Below are 15,853 nucleotides of genomic sequence, written 5' to 3'. Positions count from 1 at the left end.
AAGGGTTGAGCCTTGCCTTGGCCCGAAACTTTTGGGCCAATAGGTATATTTCTTGACTACACCTAGGTTATACCACACAAAACGCGCATGATGCTTGCAAAATAATGGCCAATAGTGGTACAATACTATCAACGAGGTGAAAATCATGCCAAATCAGAAACCCTTGCGCGAAACAAAGCAACACGGGGCCGCGTGGTTTCCTTTCAACATCTATCCCTGCACGATCCCGCAGGATTTTCCCCAGGTGGCGCTGCACTGGCAGGACAGCATGGAGCTGGTGTTTGTCAAAAAAGGGCGCGGCGTCGTGCAGGCGGGCCTGACGACCTACACCGCCGAGGCGGGCGATGTCTATGTGTTTGCCCCCGGCGTGCTGCACGCGCTGCGCCAACTGCCGGGCGAGGTGATGGAATATGAGAACATCATCTTTGATTTGGAACTGCTGGGCGGTGCGGGCGACCTGTGCGCTGAAAAATACCTGCTGCCCCTGCAAAGCGGCCGCCTGGCGCTGCCCATGCGGCTGGCCCCCAACGACTGGGGCTATACCTGGGCCGTAAACTGTCTGCACGCGGCAGAGGAGTTCAACAAGCTAAAGGATGTTGGCTATGAGCTGTGTATAAAGGGTGAACTGCTGTTGTTTTTAGCGGCGCTGGTGGGCCGCAGCGGCGACCTGCCCCCTGCCGATACCCCCGACACCCGACGTTTGAAAACCGTGGTACAACTGGTGAACGTGCAGTACGCGGGCGCACTGCACGTGACCGACGCAGCGGCAGCCTGCGGGTGCAGCCCCAGCCATTTTATGCGGTGGTTCAAGAAAATGACCGGCCAGGGCTTTACCGAATACCTGAACGAGCACCGCCTGAACGCCGCCGCCGACGCCCTGCGCAGCAGCAATGACACGATACTGGCGATTGCCGAGCAGTGCGGGTTTGACAACTTGTCGTATTTTAACAGGTTATTTAAAAAAAGATATGGCCTGACACCGAGGGAATACCGGGTGAGGAAATAAAAAAGCCGCCGGCATCAATGAGATGCCGGCGGTAATTTTATGCTTTCTTACTGTAATCCCGTGCGCCGTAGATGGCGGTGCCTACGCGGACGATGGTCGCGCCCTCGGCGATGGCGGCGGCGTAGTCGTGGCTCATACCCATGGACAAAATATCCATCTGTGCCCGGTCGTAGTGCTGGGCATCGGCCTTGGCCAGCAGCTCCCGCATCTGCGCAAAAAAGCGGCGCGTCTCGGCATCGTCTGCGTCAGCGGGCGGAATCGCCATCAGACCGCGCAGGCGGGTATTCTCCCTCGCGGCGGCAGCTTCCAGCAGCGGGAACAGGCTGTTGGCGTCGACGCCGCTTTTGCTGGCTTCCTCGCCGATGTTGATTTCCACCAAAATGTCCTGCACCAGACCCAGCCGCGCGGCGGCAGCGTCGATTTTATCGAGCAGCCGCGTGCTGTCCACGCTCTGAATGAGCGCGGCACGGCCTACAACCTTGTTGACTTTATTGGTCTGCAAATGACCGATAAAATGTCCGGGCTTGCCATTGTAGGCCCCGGCGTCGGTCTTTTCCACAAGTTCCTGTACGTGGTTTTCGCCGAACAGGTCAATGGGCAAATCGGCGCTGTACCGAACTTCTTCGACCGTGCGGGTTTTGCAGGCGGCACAAAGGCGCACGTCGGCAGGGTCGCGGCCTGCGGCCCTGGCGGCGGCAGCCATCGTCTCCCGGATCTTTGCGACGGCCTCGGCCATCTGCTGTTTTTGTGCTTCTGGGATCATCGCACTTCCTCCTGACTGTAAACGGCGCGGGAGCCGCCGATGAACGGCGGGCGGGTGCGGGCGCAGAGCAGAATCGCCTGCCCGATGTGATCCATCGACAGGCGCACCGGCACGGCCACGCGGCGCAGGTGCATCCCGATGAGCGTGCCGCCGATGTCCATGCCCGCTGCAGCTTTGACTTCCTCAACGAGCACCGGGTCGTTAAAGGTGCGCCAGCAGTTGGTAGCCCAGCTGCCGCCCGCGTGGGGCTGCGGGATGGCCGCCACGATTTGATAGCCGTTGGCCCTGGCGACCGTGCGCTCGATGACGATAGCGCGGTTCAGGTGTTCGCAACACTGGGCAGCAAGGTAGACGCCCTGCTCCTGCAAGGGCGGCAGCACACCCGCCAGCACGGCGGCAGCAGCCTCCATGCTGGAATCCTTTCCGATATGTCCACCCATGATCTCGCTGCTGGAGCAGCCGACCACGAAGATATCCCCAGTTTCCAGGTGCGCGGCTTCCAGCAGTTCTTCAGTAGCCTGCCGGGCCTGTGCGGTAAGTTTTGCGTAATCCATGAAAAAGCCCCCTTTGGTACTATTATAGCAGGGGTGTCAATAACAAAAAAGCCTTCCCCTGAGGGGGAAGGCGGCCGAAGGCCGGATGAGGGGTGGCCTTGCGAATATTGTCCACTAACGGGTTGTGGCGGCAAAGCAGCCCCCCATCCGTCCGCTTCGCGGACAGCTTCCCCCTTGGGGGAAGGCATATATGCGGTTTGCCCGTTGGGCGGTTGGAGGCATTTCTACCTTGGCAGGGTATCCGCGTACTGCGAATAACTGTTTTTCACCATATCCGCATACGCGGCATAGGCATCCTCCAATGAGGTGTACGCGGTACCCGTGATATAGGGGTTCAACGTCGTGCGGTTGGTAATGCCTTTGCCGATCACGTTGTAGGTCTGATTCTTCACCTTTGAGGTCGTCACCGGCATCGTGGTGATGTAAAACGTGCCCCCGTCCTCCTTGCTGACAAGGACCGGTACCTCCGTGCCTACTGCAAATTTAGTCACATCCACCGATGTCCAGAACAAATACCGCCCCGGGTCTTCGCCAGAAATCTTGCGGAAATCCCACGTTCCGGTGCTCAGCAGGCTGTTTTTCCCGATTTGCGCCTGCACCTTGGGTACCATTGTGGAGTTCGGGCAACTGGAGTCGATCTCGTAGAATTTCCCGCGGGCGGTAAAGTCCTTTAAATCCGTTTCCAGCAAGCCGCTGTTTTTCAAAATGCCGTGCAGGTTTTCGGTCAAATCAACGGTCGGTCGGATGGGGGCGGGCTGCGGCTTGCTGGCGCCTGACCACATCAGCACCACGCCTGTCCCATCCACATAAGAAACCGTGCAGGTTCCGTGCGCCGCGGGCGAGCCTTTCCAGTTGTCGGTGTCACCCTCATCGGCATAGTGGGTGATGCCCGCAATGGTGACGGGGTCAAAGTGCTGCCACCCGTCCTGCCCCTGCTTGAGCTGCACGGTCTGTTCGGCAGTGACATCGCCGGTCGTTGCATCGGAAAGCACCTGCATATACGCGGCGCGCACGTTGACAATATCCGACGTTTCCAGCGCTTTTTCAATATAGCCTTGCAGCGCGGGGATCAGCATCGCCGCCAAAACCCCAAGTATGGTCAGCACGACGATCAGCTCCACCAGCGTAAAGCCGCGCTTATTTTGCAGTTTTTTCCTCATTCGTTCCGCACCTTATCGTGTTATATGCACACAATTCCAGAATAAATACATTACATTGTAACACAGCTTTTGTCGATGCGCAAATGATTTTTCGCTTTTTATGCAGGTTTTACCTGTATTTTACAAATTATTTACATTTTGATGCTGCAGGGCGGACAGTGCACCGGATGAGGGGGCAATGCCCGGCAGGTGGCAGGCCCCCTCAGTCACCTGCGGTGACGACTTTCCCCAAAGGAGGAAGCCTTTACGCCGTTACATCCTCAAATTGACTATTATACAGATCCGCGTAGAACCCGCCCTGATCGATCAGCTCGTCATGGGTTCCCTGCTCCACAATATCGCCGTCGCGCATGACCAGAATCAGATCTGCGTCGCGGATAGTGGACAGGCGGTGGGCAATGACAAAGCTTGTGCGGCCCTGCATCAGGCGGTCCATGGCCGTCTGGATGCGCTGCTCGGTGCGGGTATCGACGCTGGACGTTGCCTCGTCCAGAATCAGGATGCGGTTGTCCGCCAGAATCGTGCGGGCAATCGTCAAAAGCTGCTTCTGGCCCTGGCTGACGTTGGAGGCGTCCTCGTTCAGCTCCATCTGGTAGCCGCCGGGCAGCGTGCGGATAAAGTGGTCTGCGTTCGCGGCCTTGGCGGCGGCGATAACTTCCTCGTCGGTGGCGTCCAGGCGGCCATAGCGGATGTTCTCCATGATGGTGCCTTTGAACAGCCAGGTATCCTGCAAGACCATACCAAAGCCCTCGCGCAGGGCGCTGCGGTCAAAGTCGCGGACATTGTGGCCGTTCAGGCTGATTTCGCCAGCATCCACATCGTAGAACCGCATCAGCAGCTTGACCATCGTGGTTTTGCCCGCGCCGGTGGGGCCGACGATGGCGACCTTCTGGCCGGGCTTGACGTTGCAGCTGAAATTGTGGATGACTGTCTTTTCCGGCGTGTAGCCGAATTTGACGTGGTCAAACGTGACCTGGCCATCGATGCAGGCAGGATTCGCGCGGTGGGCGGGGTCGGCCTGCTGGTTCTCCTCTTCTTCGTTCAAAAATTCAAAGACGCGCTCGGCTGCGGCAGCCATGCTTTGCAGCATATTCGACACCTGCGCCAGCTGTTGGATGGGCTGGGTGAAGTTCTTGACATACTGGATGAACGCCTGGATATCACCGATGGTGATGCTGCCCGCCGCTGCAAAAATGCTGCCGACGATGGCGACCGCCACATACCCCAGGTTGCCCACAAAGTTCATGATGGGCTGCATCAGGCCGGACAAAAACTGGGATTTCCACGCGGATTCATACAGTTTGTCATTGGCGGCGTTGAAGTCTGCCAGCACAGCGTCTTCACGGTTGAACGCCTTGATAACGTTGTGGCCGGCGTAGACTTCCTCGACCTGGCCGTTGACAACGCCCAGCGTTGCCTGCTGCGCCTTGAAGTATTTTTGGCTGAATTTGACGACCAGCAGCACCAGCGCCAGCGACACCGGCAGGATCAGCAGCGCAATCAGCGTCATCTTTGGGCTGATGGTAAGCATCATGATCAGCACGCCAATCATCGTCGTGACGCTGGTAATGAGCTGGGTCACGCTCTGGTTCAGGCTTTGGCCCAGCGTGTCCACATCGTTGGTGATGCGGGACAGTACCTCGCCGACGGTGCGCTTTTCAAAGTAGGCCAGCGGCAGGCGGTTGATTTTTTTGCTGATCTGGTCGCGGAAATCATAGCAGACCTTCTGGGACAGACCACTCATGAGCCAGCCCTGGATAAAGCTGAATGCCGCGGAAAGCAGGTACATCCCCGCCAAAAACAGTAGCACTTTCCCAATATAGGCAAAGTCTATGCCGCCCACGCCGCGCAGCTTGGCAATCCATCCGGTGGCCAGCGCCGTGGTGGCCTTGGCAAGGATTTTCGGCCCGGCAATGTTGAAAATTGTTGACAGAACGGCGAAGATAACGACCACGATGAGCGACAGCTTATACTTGCTCAACGCGGAAAGCAGCTGCCGCAGCGTGCCCTTAAAATCCTTGGCGCGCTCGGTCGTCATGCGTCCGGGTCTTGGCATATCACTCACCCTCCTTCTGCAAATTGAGTTCCTTCTGGCTTAACTGGCTGCGGGCAATCTCCTGGTACTCCGGGCAGGATTCCATCAGCTGGGCGTGTGTGCCCTTGCCGACGATGCGGCCCTCATCCAGAACCAAAATCTGGTTCGCGTGCAGCACGGTAGAAATGCGCTGCGCCACGATGATGACGGTAGCGTTGTCGGTCTGGGCTTTCAGCGCACGACGCAGCGCCACGTCGGTTTTGTAGTCCAGCGCCGAGAAACTGTCGTCAAACAGGTAAATCCGCGGGTGCTTGGCAATCGCGCGGGCGATGGACAACCGCTGTTTCTGCCCGCCGGAGACATTGCTGCCGCCCTGGGCAATCGGAGTGTTGTAGCCCTCGGGCTTGGCCGAAATAAATTCGGCGGCCTGGGCAATCTCAGCAGCCCCGCGCACGTCGGCGTCAGTGATGTGCTCGCCGCCAAATTTCAGGTTGGAATCAATGGTGCCGCTGAACAGCACGCCTTTCTGCGGCACGTAGCCCAGTTGGTCGTGCAGCTGCGCCTGGCTCATATCGCGCACATCGACGCCGTCGATCATCACACTGCCTTCGCTGACGTCGTAAAAACGCGGGATGAGGTTGAGCAGCGTCGATTTGCCGCAGCCTGTGGAGCCGATGATGGCCGTCGTCTGCCCGGGTTTGGCGGTAAAGCTGATATGCTCCAGCGCGTCCTCGTCAGAGCCGGGATAGTGGAAGCTGACATCGTTAAAGGCCACAACGCCCTTGGTGCCGCCCTCGGACAGGGCTTTCGGCGCGGCAGGGTCGTGGATGGCAGCGGGGGTCTTGATGACCTCGTCGATGCGGTCTGCGGCCACACCCGCGCGGGGCAGCATGACGGCGACCATTGAGAGCATCAGGAACGACATAACGATCTGCATGGTGTAGGTGATGAAAGCAATCATCTCGCCCACCTGCATATTGCCCAGGTCCATGGCCTTGCCGCCAAACCAAACGATGAGCAGACTGGTCCCGTTCATGATAAGGGTCATAAACGGCATCATGGCGACCATTGTGCGGTTGGTGAAGAGCTGCGTTTTCATCAGGTCCGTGTTGGCCTTGTCGAAGCGCTCCTCCTCAAATTTCTCGCGGCTGAAAGCGCGGATGGGCATGATGCCGGTCAGAATCTCGCGGCTGACAAGGTTCAGCCGGTCCACAAGGGTCTGCATCTGCTTGAATTTCGGCATGGCTACGTTCATCAACACCGTGATAAGCGCGAGCAGCGCGGCCACCGCCACAAAGATGATCCATTCAAGGCCGGTGTTGCCGCTGGCAACGTGCAGGATGCCGCCGATGCCCAAAATGGGCGCGTAGGCTACCATACGCAGCAAAATCACGCAGGTGAACTGCACCTGCTGGATATCGTTGGTGGTGCGGGTAATCAGCGATGCGGTGGAGAACTTCTCGATTTCGGCGTTGGAGTAACCGACGACGGTCTTGAACACATCCCGGCGCAGGTCACGGCCAATGGCGGCGGAAACGCGGGACGCGATGAAACCGACGGCGATTGCTACGGCCACCATCAGCAGCGTCAGGGCCAGCATCTGGCCGCCGGTGCGCAGCAGATAAGACATCTGTACATCATGGGCAATCCCCTGAGCGTCGTATTCCAGTGCTACCAGCAGCATAGCCTGGCTGGATAAGCTGTCTGCCACGGAATCATCCTGCGGCACGGCGTCGGCCAGCTGGGCTTGCAGCATTTCCCGCGCACCGGGGGCCTGGGCCATGGCGGCAAACTGGGTCGCGACGGCGTCCAGGTCATAGCTGGTTGGCGTCACGGTTTCGGTCGTGCCGGCGGCGGTCGCAGCGTTCTGGGCAGCGGCCATATAGAGCACGATGTCGGGCGTGGTGAATGCACTTTCCAGCGCGGCGGTGTCGGCATCACTGTTCAGCACACGCACACCGTCCGCGTCGGGGTCGCCGTAGGCTGCGTCAGCCAGGGCGGCATCGTCCTCGGTCATCAGCAGCTCCAGGGCTTGCAGGGTCGTGTCGCGGACAGTGTCAGGCACAGGGCTTTCGATGCCGCCCTGCTGGATGCCGGTGTCCACGATTTTGCTGGTGTAGTCGGGCAGGCTCAAGTCACAATAGGCCTGCACGACGAGCAGCGCCACGACGGCGAGACACGCCGCCCAGTGCCGCCCCAGCTGTTTAAATATTTTGGTCATGCGGGGGTTCTCCTTTCCGGGTTGGTTGTGCCATCGATTCATTTTCAGCCTCGATGGCGGCCAGCAGTGCGTCTTTCACAGCGTTGGCCTGGGCCAGTTCCTCGGGGGTCAGCCGTGCCATGATGCGGGCAAAATAGGCGTTCATGGCCTGCTCGTTTGCGCTGCGGGCGCGCTCCCCTTCCGGGGTGATGCGCACCAGCGTTTTTCGGCGGTCGTTAGGGTCTGTCTCGCGGGTAATGTGGCCGTCCTGCTCCATGGCACGCAGCCCGCGGGAGACGGCGGGCATCGGCTGGTGCATATACCGCGCAATGTCCGAAACATAAATTGCGCCGTCATAGCCGTGCTGCTCGATGAGGTTGTACAGATGTTGGAGCATTCCGTACCGGCATTTTGGCTCATTGGCCAGGGCCGCACGCATACCGCGCTTGGACAGGGTATGCAGCCGCGCGACGAACCGGAACACACCGTGCAGATTGGGTGTTTCTGGGGTAGACATTACACGCCTCCTGTTAATAATTATCATGTGTTAATAATTGTGTCGTGATAATACTACACCCCCTTGCATCGATATGCAAGGGGGTGTAGGGAAGGTTTAAGATTTGTTTACAAATGGCAGGTGAAAAGGCTTCCCCCTCGGGGGAAGCTGTCCGCGAAGCGGACTGATGAGGAGAGAAGTTCCCGCTATGACCCGTTTATGGGTTGCCAGGGTCAACACGCCCCTCATCCGGCCCTGCGGGGACACCTTCCCCCGAGGGGGAAGGCTTGGAGAGTGTGACGTTGTAGAGATTCACCCCGCTGCACAGCCCCAGCTTCAGTTCTGCGCTCTCCCTCGTGATTGTGATATCCTTAAACGTAATATCCTCGATCTCCCCGCCATGGCAGTCGAACCCGACAATCTCGATGGGCGCGGCGTCCTGCCAGATGTGGTCGTGATCCAGCGTGCGGCCGGTCAGGGTCAGCCCCTCAAACCAGCAATGGCTGAACTTCGGCGGCTCGGGGGCGGGTTCGCCGTCGTCATTGTAGGATACGCTGTGCAAAATTACCCGCGGGGCGGTGCAATCGCGCACGGTCACGCCGCGCACATAGCCGCCGCGCTTGGGTGTGGCCTTGATCTCAATGCCGTACAGCGAGTTGGCAAAGTCGCAGTCCCAAATCTGCACGTCCTCCACACCGCCGCTCATCTCGCTGCCGATGCAGATGCCGTGGCCGTACCCGATGCGGCAGTCAAACACCTTGATGTGGGCGCAGGGACGGCCGATTTCGTTTCCCTCGGGGTTTTTGCCGCTCTTGATGGCAACTGCGTCGTCGCCGGTATGGAACTCGCTGGCGAACAGCGTGCAGTTTGTCGAGGAATCCGGGTCCCAGCCGTCACCGTTCCAGACGCCCTCGGATTCAAAAACGCAGTGGTCGGTCTGGATATTATCGCAGTAGACCATGTGGAAAGTCCACGCCGGACTGCTTTTGAACGTAATACCGCTGAACCAGACATTCTCGCAGTTGCTCAGGTTTACTAAGCGCGGGCGCACACGGCCGGGGATCGTGTCGTCGTTCTCGCAGCTTTTGACAAGTTCCTCGTTATCGTCCAAAAAGCTCTTGATGCGGGCGCGCTCGTCCTCGATAATTTTCTTTGCCAGCACCTGCCCGCCGCCGCAGATGGTGCCCTTGCCGCGCACGATGATGTTATGGCAGCCTGAGCCTTTCGTGTGGTCAAGCCGCCCGGCGTTGAGCAGACTGGAATAGCAGCGCATCTCCATCCCTTCAAAGCGGCTGGGGATGCGGGGCGAATAGTCGTTGATGTTGGCCGTGCCCTGCAAAACAGCCCCCTTGGAAAGATAAATCTCCAAATCGCTGTGCAGCTGCAGCGCCCCGGTCAGGTAGTCACCCGCCGGAAAATACAGGATGTCATCGGCGCGGCAGTCGTTGATGGCCCGCTGCAAGTTGTCGGTGTTCAGCGTTTTGCCGTCGCCCTTGCAGAAATAGGGTGCAGCCGTTACGTTGACGCGGCGCTTTTCTTTGCCGAATTGCAGCGTCTCGACCCCGACGCAATAGCTGCCGCTGGCAACTTCCAGCCGGTAAGTGCTGCCGTAAGGCAGGCCCTCGATGGTGAAATGTGTTTTATCCGTGCGGCCGATGACCTCGCCGTTCAGCGAGACGGTATACTCCGCCCCTTTGGGCGCAGCGGCGGGTTTATCCCAATAGAGCACTGCGTAATCTTCGGTGCAGCGCAGTTTTAATTTATTTTGCTTCATGATGTTTTCCTTTTACACGCAAGTTGTCTGTTGCTTACATATTGTACCACAGCCCGCCGGTTTATCCAATACATAGGGGTGCCAAAATACAGCGGTCGAAACGCGGCAGGTTTTGACAGTTTTACAAGCTTGACAGCGCGGGATGCGGCGTTTATAATCATATAAGCACAGTAGGTATATGTGCCATGCCGTTGCAGGGGCCGGGCAGATCCGGCCCTCAACTTTGCCGAACCCGCAGCTTTACGGTTGAGAGAGGATACAGCGCCGGTGAGGTCATCAACGATATTGCGCTGAACCGCACGTGATTTGAACATCCTTCTCCCCTGCCGTTTGGCGGGGGAGTTTTGCTTTTACTGGGGAAATATGATATAATTTCAACATCCGTGCAGGGGCCGGACACCTCCACAGGGCGTCGAGGACGCCGCCCCCCTACAATACACGCCGCCATGCGAAAATTATTTACTATTTGCCGAAAGGAGCCGCCATGGATAAACCTGAATTTGCATCCGCCCATATGGCGGCGCTGAACCCGCAGCAGCGGGCGGCGGTGGAGGCCGTACACGGCCCGGTGCTGCTGCTGGCCGTGCCGGGCAGCGGCAAGACCACGGTGTTGATCACCCGGCTGGGATACATGACACAGGTCTGCGGCATCCCACCGCAGTCGATTTTGACAATGACCTACACCGTGGCCGCCACGCGGGAAATGCGTGCCCGCTTCGCCGCGCGGTTTGGGGATGCGCTGGCCGGGCAGCTGGAGTTTCGCACGATAAACGGCGTGGCAGCGCGCATTATCGCGTTGTACAGCCGTATGTACAACCGCACGCCGCCCGACCTGATCCAAAACGAGAACGACACCGCACCGCTGCTGACACGCCTTTGGCAGGAGACGAACCACGAATACCCCACCGAGAGCACGCTGAAGGATCTGCGCACAGCCATCACCTACATTAAAAATATGTGCCTGACCGACGAAGAGCTGGACGCGCTGGAAACCGACATCGACAACTTACCCGAGTTATACCGCGGCTACCAGCGGGCGTTGAAAGCCGGGCACAGGATGGACTACGACGACCAGCTATGCTTTGCGATGCAAATCCTGCGCGGTGCGCCCGCTGTGGCGAAGGCGTTCCGGGAGCGGTATCAATATTTCTGCGTGGATGAATCCCAGGATACCTCCAAGGTGCAGCATGAGATTATCCGCGTGCTGGCGCAGGAAAGCGGCAATATCTTTATGGTGGGCGACGAGGACCAGAGTATTTACGGCTTCCGCGCTGCCTACCCCCAGGCGCTGATGGACTTTGAAAAGACCTACCCCGGCGCACAAATCTTGCTGATGGAGGAAAACTACCGCTCACGGGAACCGATTCTGGACGCGGCCAACCGCTTTGTGGCCCGCAATCGTTATCGCCGCCCCAAAACGATACAGCCCACGCAGGGCGCAGGCGAACCGCTGCAGATCGTCACGGTGCGCCGCCGTGCCGATCAGCTGCCGTTTTTGTTTGAGACGGCGCAGAACTGCGAAACGGAAACCGCCGTGCTGTTCCGCAACCACGAGAGCGCCCTGCCCATCATCGACCTGTGCGAGCGCCGGGGCGTGCCCTACGGCTGCAAAAACATCGACCCAACGTTTTTCTCCAACAAAATCGTGCGGGATGTGGCGGATATCTTTGCGCTGGCTGCCCGCCCCGCCGACGCAGATGTTTTTCTGCGTTGCTACTACAAATTTGGTGTGCCGGTCACAAAGGTGCAGGCGCTGTACGCCTGCAACCAGGCGCGGCAGTACGGCCAAGGCTGCTGGACAGCCCTGCTGAACGAGGACAGCATCCGCCCGCGCATCCGCGCCGCCATGGCCGATGTGGCCCACGGCCTGGCCCGCCTGCCCAGGATGGCGGCGGGCGACGCCGTGCGGTTTGTGGCCGACGAGCTGGGCTACGGCAAATACCTGGACAAAAAGGGCATGGACCGCACGAAATTGGCCGTGCTGGAAATGCTGGGTGCCCAGGAGGACAGCCCTGCCCACCTGTTAAAGCGTCTGGAAATTCTGCGCGGCATCGTGCAGGATCATATTACGCCGCCCGGATGCAGGTTTATTTTATCCACGATACACTCCGCCAAGGGGCTGGAATACGACCGGGTTATTTTGTTGGATGTGCTGGACGGCATCCTTCCGGCCAAGCCGGAACTTGCCTGCCGCACCCCCGGCGAGACCCAGCAGTACGAGGAGGACCGGCGGCTGTTCTACGTCGCCATGACCCGTGCCCGGCAGCAGCTGGTGCTGTTTGACTGCGTGGCCGAGCGCTCGGCCTTTGTGGAGGAAGTGTTGGCAGCCCTGCCCGGGCACCGCAAGCGCCCCGATGTGGAACCCGCAGGCCGCCGCCCTGTCCCGCCCGCCGCGCGGGCACCCCTGCCGCCGGTGGATGTGGAGAGCATCACGACCGTTGGTGCCCACGTGCGGCACGCGGTATTCGGCCCCGGCACGGTAGAGAGCGTGAGCGGCCACCGCGTGACCGTGCGCTTCACCGCTGGGGCGCGGACATTGGACGCCCAGGTCGTAGCCGAGCGGCATTTGATGTGGAAAGAATGAGGTACCCCCATGAAAAAAATCCTACTCCTCGCCACCGGCGGGACAATTGCAAGCCGCCCCACGGCGGCGGGCGGGCTGGCCCCGGCCATCACGTCGGAGGAACTGCTGGCCTGTGTGCCGGAGCTGGCCGACCTGTGTGCTGTGGATGCCGTGCAGGTGTTCAACCTGGACTCAACGAACGTCGGTCCCGCGCAGTGGCAGAGTATTGTACACTGCATCAAAGAAAATTATGATGCCTACGACTGTTTTGTCATTGCCCACGGCACGGACACAATGGCCTACACCGCCGCCGCGCTGAGCTACATGGTACAGAACAGCGCCAAGCCGGTTGTACTGACGGGCAGCCAAAAGTCCATCTACAACCGCGACACGGACGCCCGCAACAACCTGTACCGCGCCTTTGTCTACGCGGTCAGTGACAGTGCATGGGGCGTGCAGCTGGTATTTGACAACAAGGTCATTCTGGGCACCCGCGCCCGCAAGACACGCACCCGCAGCTTCAACGCGTTTTCCAGCATCGACTACCCGGAGACGGCGGTTTTTCGCGACACGCGGCTTGTCCTTTTCCTGCGCCGCCCGGCTGCGCTGCCGCCGGTGCGGTTCTATGAAAAGCTCGACCCCGCCGTTTTTGTGCTGCGCCTTGTGCCGGGGATGCGGGCTGATATCATTCCGATGCTGGCCCCGCATTACCGGGCGCTGGTGTTGGAGAGTTTCGGCGTCGGCGGCCTGCCGGGCGGAGAACATGGCGCCATGTTTGCCGAGCTGCGCCGCTGGTGCGAGAGCGGGCGGCTGGCGGTGTTTACAACGCAGGTTCCCCACGAGGGCTGCGACCTTGCCGTTTACGAGGTGGGGCGCGCCGTGGGCGAGCTGCCCGGCGTATTGGAGGCCCGCGACATGACCCCCGAGGCCGTCTCCGTGAAACTGATGTGGGCGCTGGGCCAGACAGACGACCGCGCGAAAGTAATGCGGTTGTTTGAAACGCCGATCGAGTGCGATATTGTATAAAAAATGACCATCCAACATGTACGCTGGATGGTCATTTTTATTTTAGGCAATACCGCACAATTCCCGCCTTACGGCTTAAGCACCGCTCCGGCGGCTACGGCACGGCATCTGCGTTGCCAAAATGCTCGATAAGACATCCAGTATTATCTGCGCTTTTGGCTTAGCAGCTGCCGCACCTCGCTCGCCGTATCGGCACTTAGAATTATGCGGTATTGCCTTTACTTTACAACTTCCACCGCGCAGGCACCATAGCGGCCCAGGGTTACTTCCCCACTGACGGTTTTGCCGGTCAGCAGGTCGGCCCCGGTGGGCACAGCCACGGTCTTGTCCGTTTCGGTCGTGTTCAAGTAGAAGTGATACACTGCGCGCTCGTCCTCGCGGCAGTGGTACTCAACGCCATCGGGCAGGGTCTGCATCGTGCAGCCTGCCTGCGCCATGGCGGCGCGGAACACCTTCGCGTTGCCGTCGGCATCCATGCGGGCCGCAACGTAGTAGGCGTGGCCCTTGCCGAAGGCGTGGTGGGTCGCCACGGCGTAACCCTTGTAGAAGTCCTCGCCGTAGGTTGCCAGCACATCGGTGTTGTCCGCCGTTTCCAGCAGCTCGCAATAGTCCTGGATGGCGGCCTTGCTGCCGTCCTGGAAGGCGGCGGTGTTGCGCTCGCCGGGGTAGAGAGTGTCCAGCTCGGTGGCGGTCACGCCGAACACTTCCCGCAGGCCATCGCCGGGGAAGCCGCCCAGCCAGGCCAGCGTAGAATCATTGACATAGCCCAACAGGTAGGTGCCGATAACCGTGCCGCCGTTTGCCACAAACTGCCGAATCTTCTCGCCGAAGCCGGGCTTGACCATGTAGAGCATCGGCAGCACAACGACTTTGTAGCGGTCGAGAGATTCCTCGACGCCGATGACATCGGCATCGACACCGCAGCGGCCCAGCTGTTCATGCAGGGCGCAGACGGTCTCGCGCAGGTTCTTCTGCTGGATCTGCATACCCCAAGCATCTTCCAGCGCCCAGCGGCTGTCCCAGTCAAAAATCAGCGCGGCCTCGGCGCGGGGCAGGCTGCCGATAACCGGCGTCAGCGCGTTCAGCGCGGCGTTCGTCTCGGTCACATCCTTGAACACACGGGTATCGTCGCGGCCATCGTGGTCCACTACCGCGCCGTGCCACTGCTCGGTGCCGCCGCGGCCCTTGCGCCACTGGAAGTACTGTACGCCGTCGCCGCCGCAGGCCACAGTCTGCAAGCCCTGCAAACGGTTGACGCCGGGGCGCTTGAGCTTGTTATACTCGTGCCAGTTGACAAGACTGGGCGTGCTCTCCATCGTGAAGAAAGGTACGTCCCGCTTGCAGCCGCGAATCAGCGCGTGGTCAAACGCGGTCATGGCAAAGGTCGTCGTGATGCTGCGGTCGGGGCGGCCCCAGTGGGGGTAGCTGTCCCAGCAGACGAAATCCAGTTCTTTCTGCAAATAGTGGTAGTCCAGCCCGGGGAAATACTCCATCAGGTTGGTGGTGATGGGCACGTTCGGGGTCAGTTTGTGCAGCAGCTCGGTCTCGCTGTGGACATAGTCGGTCATGTTCCAGGTGGTGAAGCGCCGCCAATCCAGTTTCAGGCCCAGCAGGCTCTGTTCGCCGTTCTCAAATGGCGGCTCGATCTCGTCAAAATCGCTGTAGTGGTGGCTCCAGAAGCCGGTCCACCAGGCGTGGTTCAGCGCGTCGATGGTCTTGTACTTGTCGCGCAGCCAATCGCGGAAGCGGGCCTGGCAGCGGGAGCAGTAGCAGTCGCCGCCCAGTTCATTGGAGATGTGCCACAGAATCAGCCCGGGGTGGTCGCCGACGGCCTCGGCGAGCTTTTCAATGATGGTGTGGACCTTCTCGCGGTAGATGGGGCTGCTGGGGCAGGCATTGTGGCGCATACCCTGGTGGTCGGTCACGCCGTTGGCCTGCACGCGCAGGATCTCGGGATATTTTTTCGCCATCCAGTTGGGCTTAGCGCCGCAGGGGGTGGCAAGCTCGGTGTAGATGCCCGCCGCGTACAGGCGGTCCATCGTCTCGCGCAGCCAGGCAAAGTCGTACTCACCCTCCTGCGGCTCGTACTTGGCCCAGGCGAACACGCCGAGGGTTGCGGTGTTCATACCGGCCTTTTTCATCAGTTCGACGTCCTTTTCCAGGATGTCGGGCCGGTCGAGCCACTGGTCGGGGTTATAGTCCCCACCGCGGAACAGGATGGGGGCTTTGGTGATCGTTTTCATGGTGAACCTCTTTACTTTAAAATAAGGTGCCTT

The 15,853-nt window shown here is 59.7% G+C and carries 11 protein-coding genes; 3 read left to right on the top strand and 8 right to left on the bottom strand.

The window, feature by feature from the left end:
* The first annotated feature begins 145 nt into the window (after positions 1 to 145).
* Positions 146 to 1,006 carry an AraC family transcriptional regulator gene (locus GPK89_RS02290; RefSeq protein ID WP_215691392.1) on the top strand — a complete coding sequence of 287 codons (861 nt, stop codon included), beginning with the start codon at positions 146 to 148 and terminating at the stop codon, positions 1,004 to 1,006.
* 37 nt (positions 1,007 to 1,043) lie between these two features.
* Here the strand turns inward: GPK89_RS02290 and GPK89_RS02285 are convergent, their stop codons facing one another.
* From GPK89_RS02285 to GPK89_RS02255, 7 genes are all read right to left on the bottom strand, one after another.
* Positions 1,044 to 1,769: a YggS family pyridoxal phosphate-dependent enzyme gene (locus GPK89_RS02285; protein ID WP_215691390.1), complete on the bottom strand. Its 726-nt coding sequence runs from the start codon at positions 1,767 to 1,769 to the stop codon at positions 1,044 to 1,046.
* Complete coding sequence (locus GPK89_RS02280; RefSeq protein ID WP_215691388.1) at positions 1,766 to 2,323, bottom strand: TIGR01440 family protein; 558 nt, start codon at positions 2,321 to 2,323, stop codon at positions 1,766 to 1,768. The genes GPK89_RS02285 and GPK89_RS02280 overlap by 4 nt, the downstream gene beginning before the upstream one ends.
* A 224-nt stretch (positions 2,324 to 2,547) precedes the next feature.
* On the bottom strand, positions 2,548 to 3,483 hold the full coding sequence (locus tag GPK89_RS02275; RefSeq protein ID WP_215691386.1) for a type II secretion system protein: 936 nt from the start codon (positions 3,481 to 3,483) through the stop codon (positions 2,548 to 2,550).
* Positions 3,484 to 3,727: 244 nt separating this feature from the next.
* Positions 3,728 to 5,539: an ABC transporter ATP-binding protein gene (locus GPK89_RS02270; RefSeq protein ID WP_215691384.1), complete on the bottom strand. Its 1,812-nt coding sequence runs from the start codon at positions 5,537 to 5,539 to the stop codon at positions 3,728 to 3,730.
* Between the two features lies 1 nt (position 5,540).
* Positions 5,541 to 7,739, bottom strand: a complete 2,199-nt coding sequence (locus GPK89_RS02265; protein ID WP_215691382.1) for an ABC transporter ATP-binding protein — start codon at positions 7,737 to 7,739, stop codon at positions 5,541 to 5,543.
* Positions 7,723 to 8,235 carry a MarR family winged helix-turn-helix transcriptional regulator gene (locus GPK89_RS02260; protein WP_252261403.1) on the bottom strand — a complete coding sequence of 171 codons (513 nt, stop codon included), beginning with the start codon at positions 8,233 to 8,235 and terminating at the stop codon, positions 7,723 to 7,725. The genes GPK89_RS02265 and GPK89_RS02260 overlap by 17 nt, the downstream gene beginning before the upstream one ends.
* A gap of 196 nt (positions 8,236 to 8,431) precedes the next feature.
* Complete coding sequence (locus GPK89_RS02255; RefSeq protein WP_215691380.1) at positions 8,432 to 9,988, bottom strand: glycoside hydrolase family 28 protein; 1,557 nt, start codon at positions 9,986 to 9,988, stop codon at positions 8,432 to 8,434.
* 484 nt (positions 9,989 to 10,472) lie between these two features.
* Between GPK89_RS02255 and GPK89_RS02250 the strand changes: the two genes are divergently transcribed.
* Together GPK89_RS02250 and GPK89_RS02245 are read left to right on the top strand one after the other, a co-directional pair.
* The gene (locus GPK89_RS02250) at positions 10,473 to 12,572 is read left to right on the top strand and encodes an ATP-dependent helicase (protein ID WP_215691378.1); all 2,100 of its coding nucleotides are present in this window, start codon (positions 10,473 to 10,475) and stop codon (positions 12,570 to 12,572) included.
* Positions 12,573 to 12,581: 9 nt separating this feature from the next.
* The gene (locus GPK89_RS02245) at positions 12,582 to 13,577 is read left to right on the top strand and encodes an asparaginase (protein ID WP_215691376.1); all 996 of its coding nucleotides are present in this window, start codon (positions 12,582 to 12,584) and stop codon (positions 13,575 to 13,577) included.
* A gap of 218 nt (positions 13,578 to 13,795) precedes the next feature.
* Here GPK89_RS02245 and GPK89_RS02240 read toward each other — a convergent pair whose 3' ends face one another.
* On the bottom strand, positions 13,796 to 15,820 hold the full coding sequence (locus tag GPK89_RS02240) for a beta-galactosidase (RefSeq protein WP_215691374.1): 2,025 nt from the start codon (positions 15,818 to 15,820) through the stop codon (positions 13,796 to 13,798).
* Between the last annotated feature and the right edge of the window lie 33 nt (positions 15,821 to 15,853).

It is taken from the genome of Gemmiger formicilis, assembly GCF_018784445.1.
GTDB lineage: Bacteria > Bacillota > Clostridia > Oscillospirales > Ruminococcaceae > Gemmiger.
This window is presented reverse-complemented; position numbering and strand designations above follow the sequence as displayed.

What these genes read in the sequence shown, in the direction of transcription:
- GPK89_RS02275 (WP_215691386.1), bottom strand. Translation starts at nt 3,483, where the DNA reads ATGAGGAAAAAACTGCAAAATAAGCGCGGCTTTACGCTGGTGGAGCTG.
- GPK89_RS02245 (WP_215691376.1), top strand. Translation starts at nt 12,582, where the DNA reads ATGAAAAAAATCCTACTCCTCGCCACCGGCGGGACAATTGCAAGCCGC.
- GPK89_RS02285 (WP_215691390.1), bottom strand. Translation starts at nt 1,769, where the DNA reads ATGATCCCAGAAGCACAAAAACAGCAGATGGCCGAGGCCGTCGCAAAG.
- GPK89_RS02290 (WP_215691392.1), top strand. Translation starts at nt 146, where the DNA reads ATGCCAAATCAGAAACCCTTGCGCGAAACAAAGCAACACGGGGCCGCG.
- GPK89_RS02265 (WP_215691382.1), bottom strand. Translation starts at nt 7,739, where the DNA reads ATGACCAAAATATTTAAACAGCTGGGGCGGCACTGGGCGGCGTGTCTC.
- GPK89_RS02260 (WP_252261403.1), bottom strand. Translation starts at nt 8,235, where the DNA reads ATGTCTACCCCAGAAACACCCAATCTGCACGGTGTGTTCCGGTTCGTC.
- GPK89_RS02270 (WP_215691384.1), bottom strand. Translation starts at nt 5,539, where the DNA reads ATGCCAAGACCCGGACGCATGACGACCGAGCGCGCCAAGGATTTTAAG.
- GPK89_RS02240 (WP_215691374.1), bottom strand. Translation starts at nt 15,820, where the DNA reads ATGAAAACGATCACCAAAGCCCCCATCCTGTTCCGCGGTGGGGACTAT.
- GPK89_RS02250 (WP_215691378.1), top strand. Translation starts at nt 10,473, where the DNA reads ATGGATAAACCTGAATTTGCATCCGCCCATATGGCGGCGCTGAACCCG.
- GPK89_RS02255 (WP_215691380.1), bottom strand. Translation starts at nt 9,988, where the DNA reads ATGAAGCAAAATAAATTAAAACTGCGCTGCACCGAAGATTACGCAGTG.
- GPK89_RS02280 (WP_215691388.1), bottom strand. Translation starts at nt 2,323, where the DNA reads ATGGATTACGCAAAACTTACCGCACAGGCCCGGCAGGCTACTGAAGAA.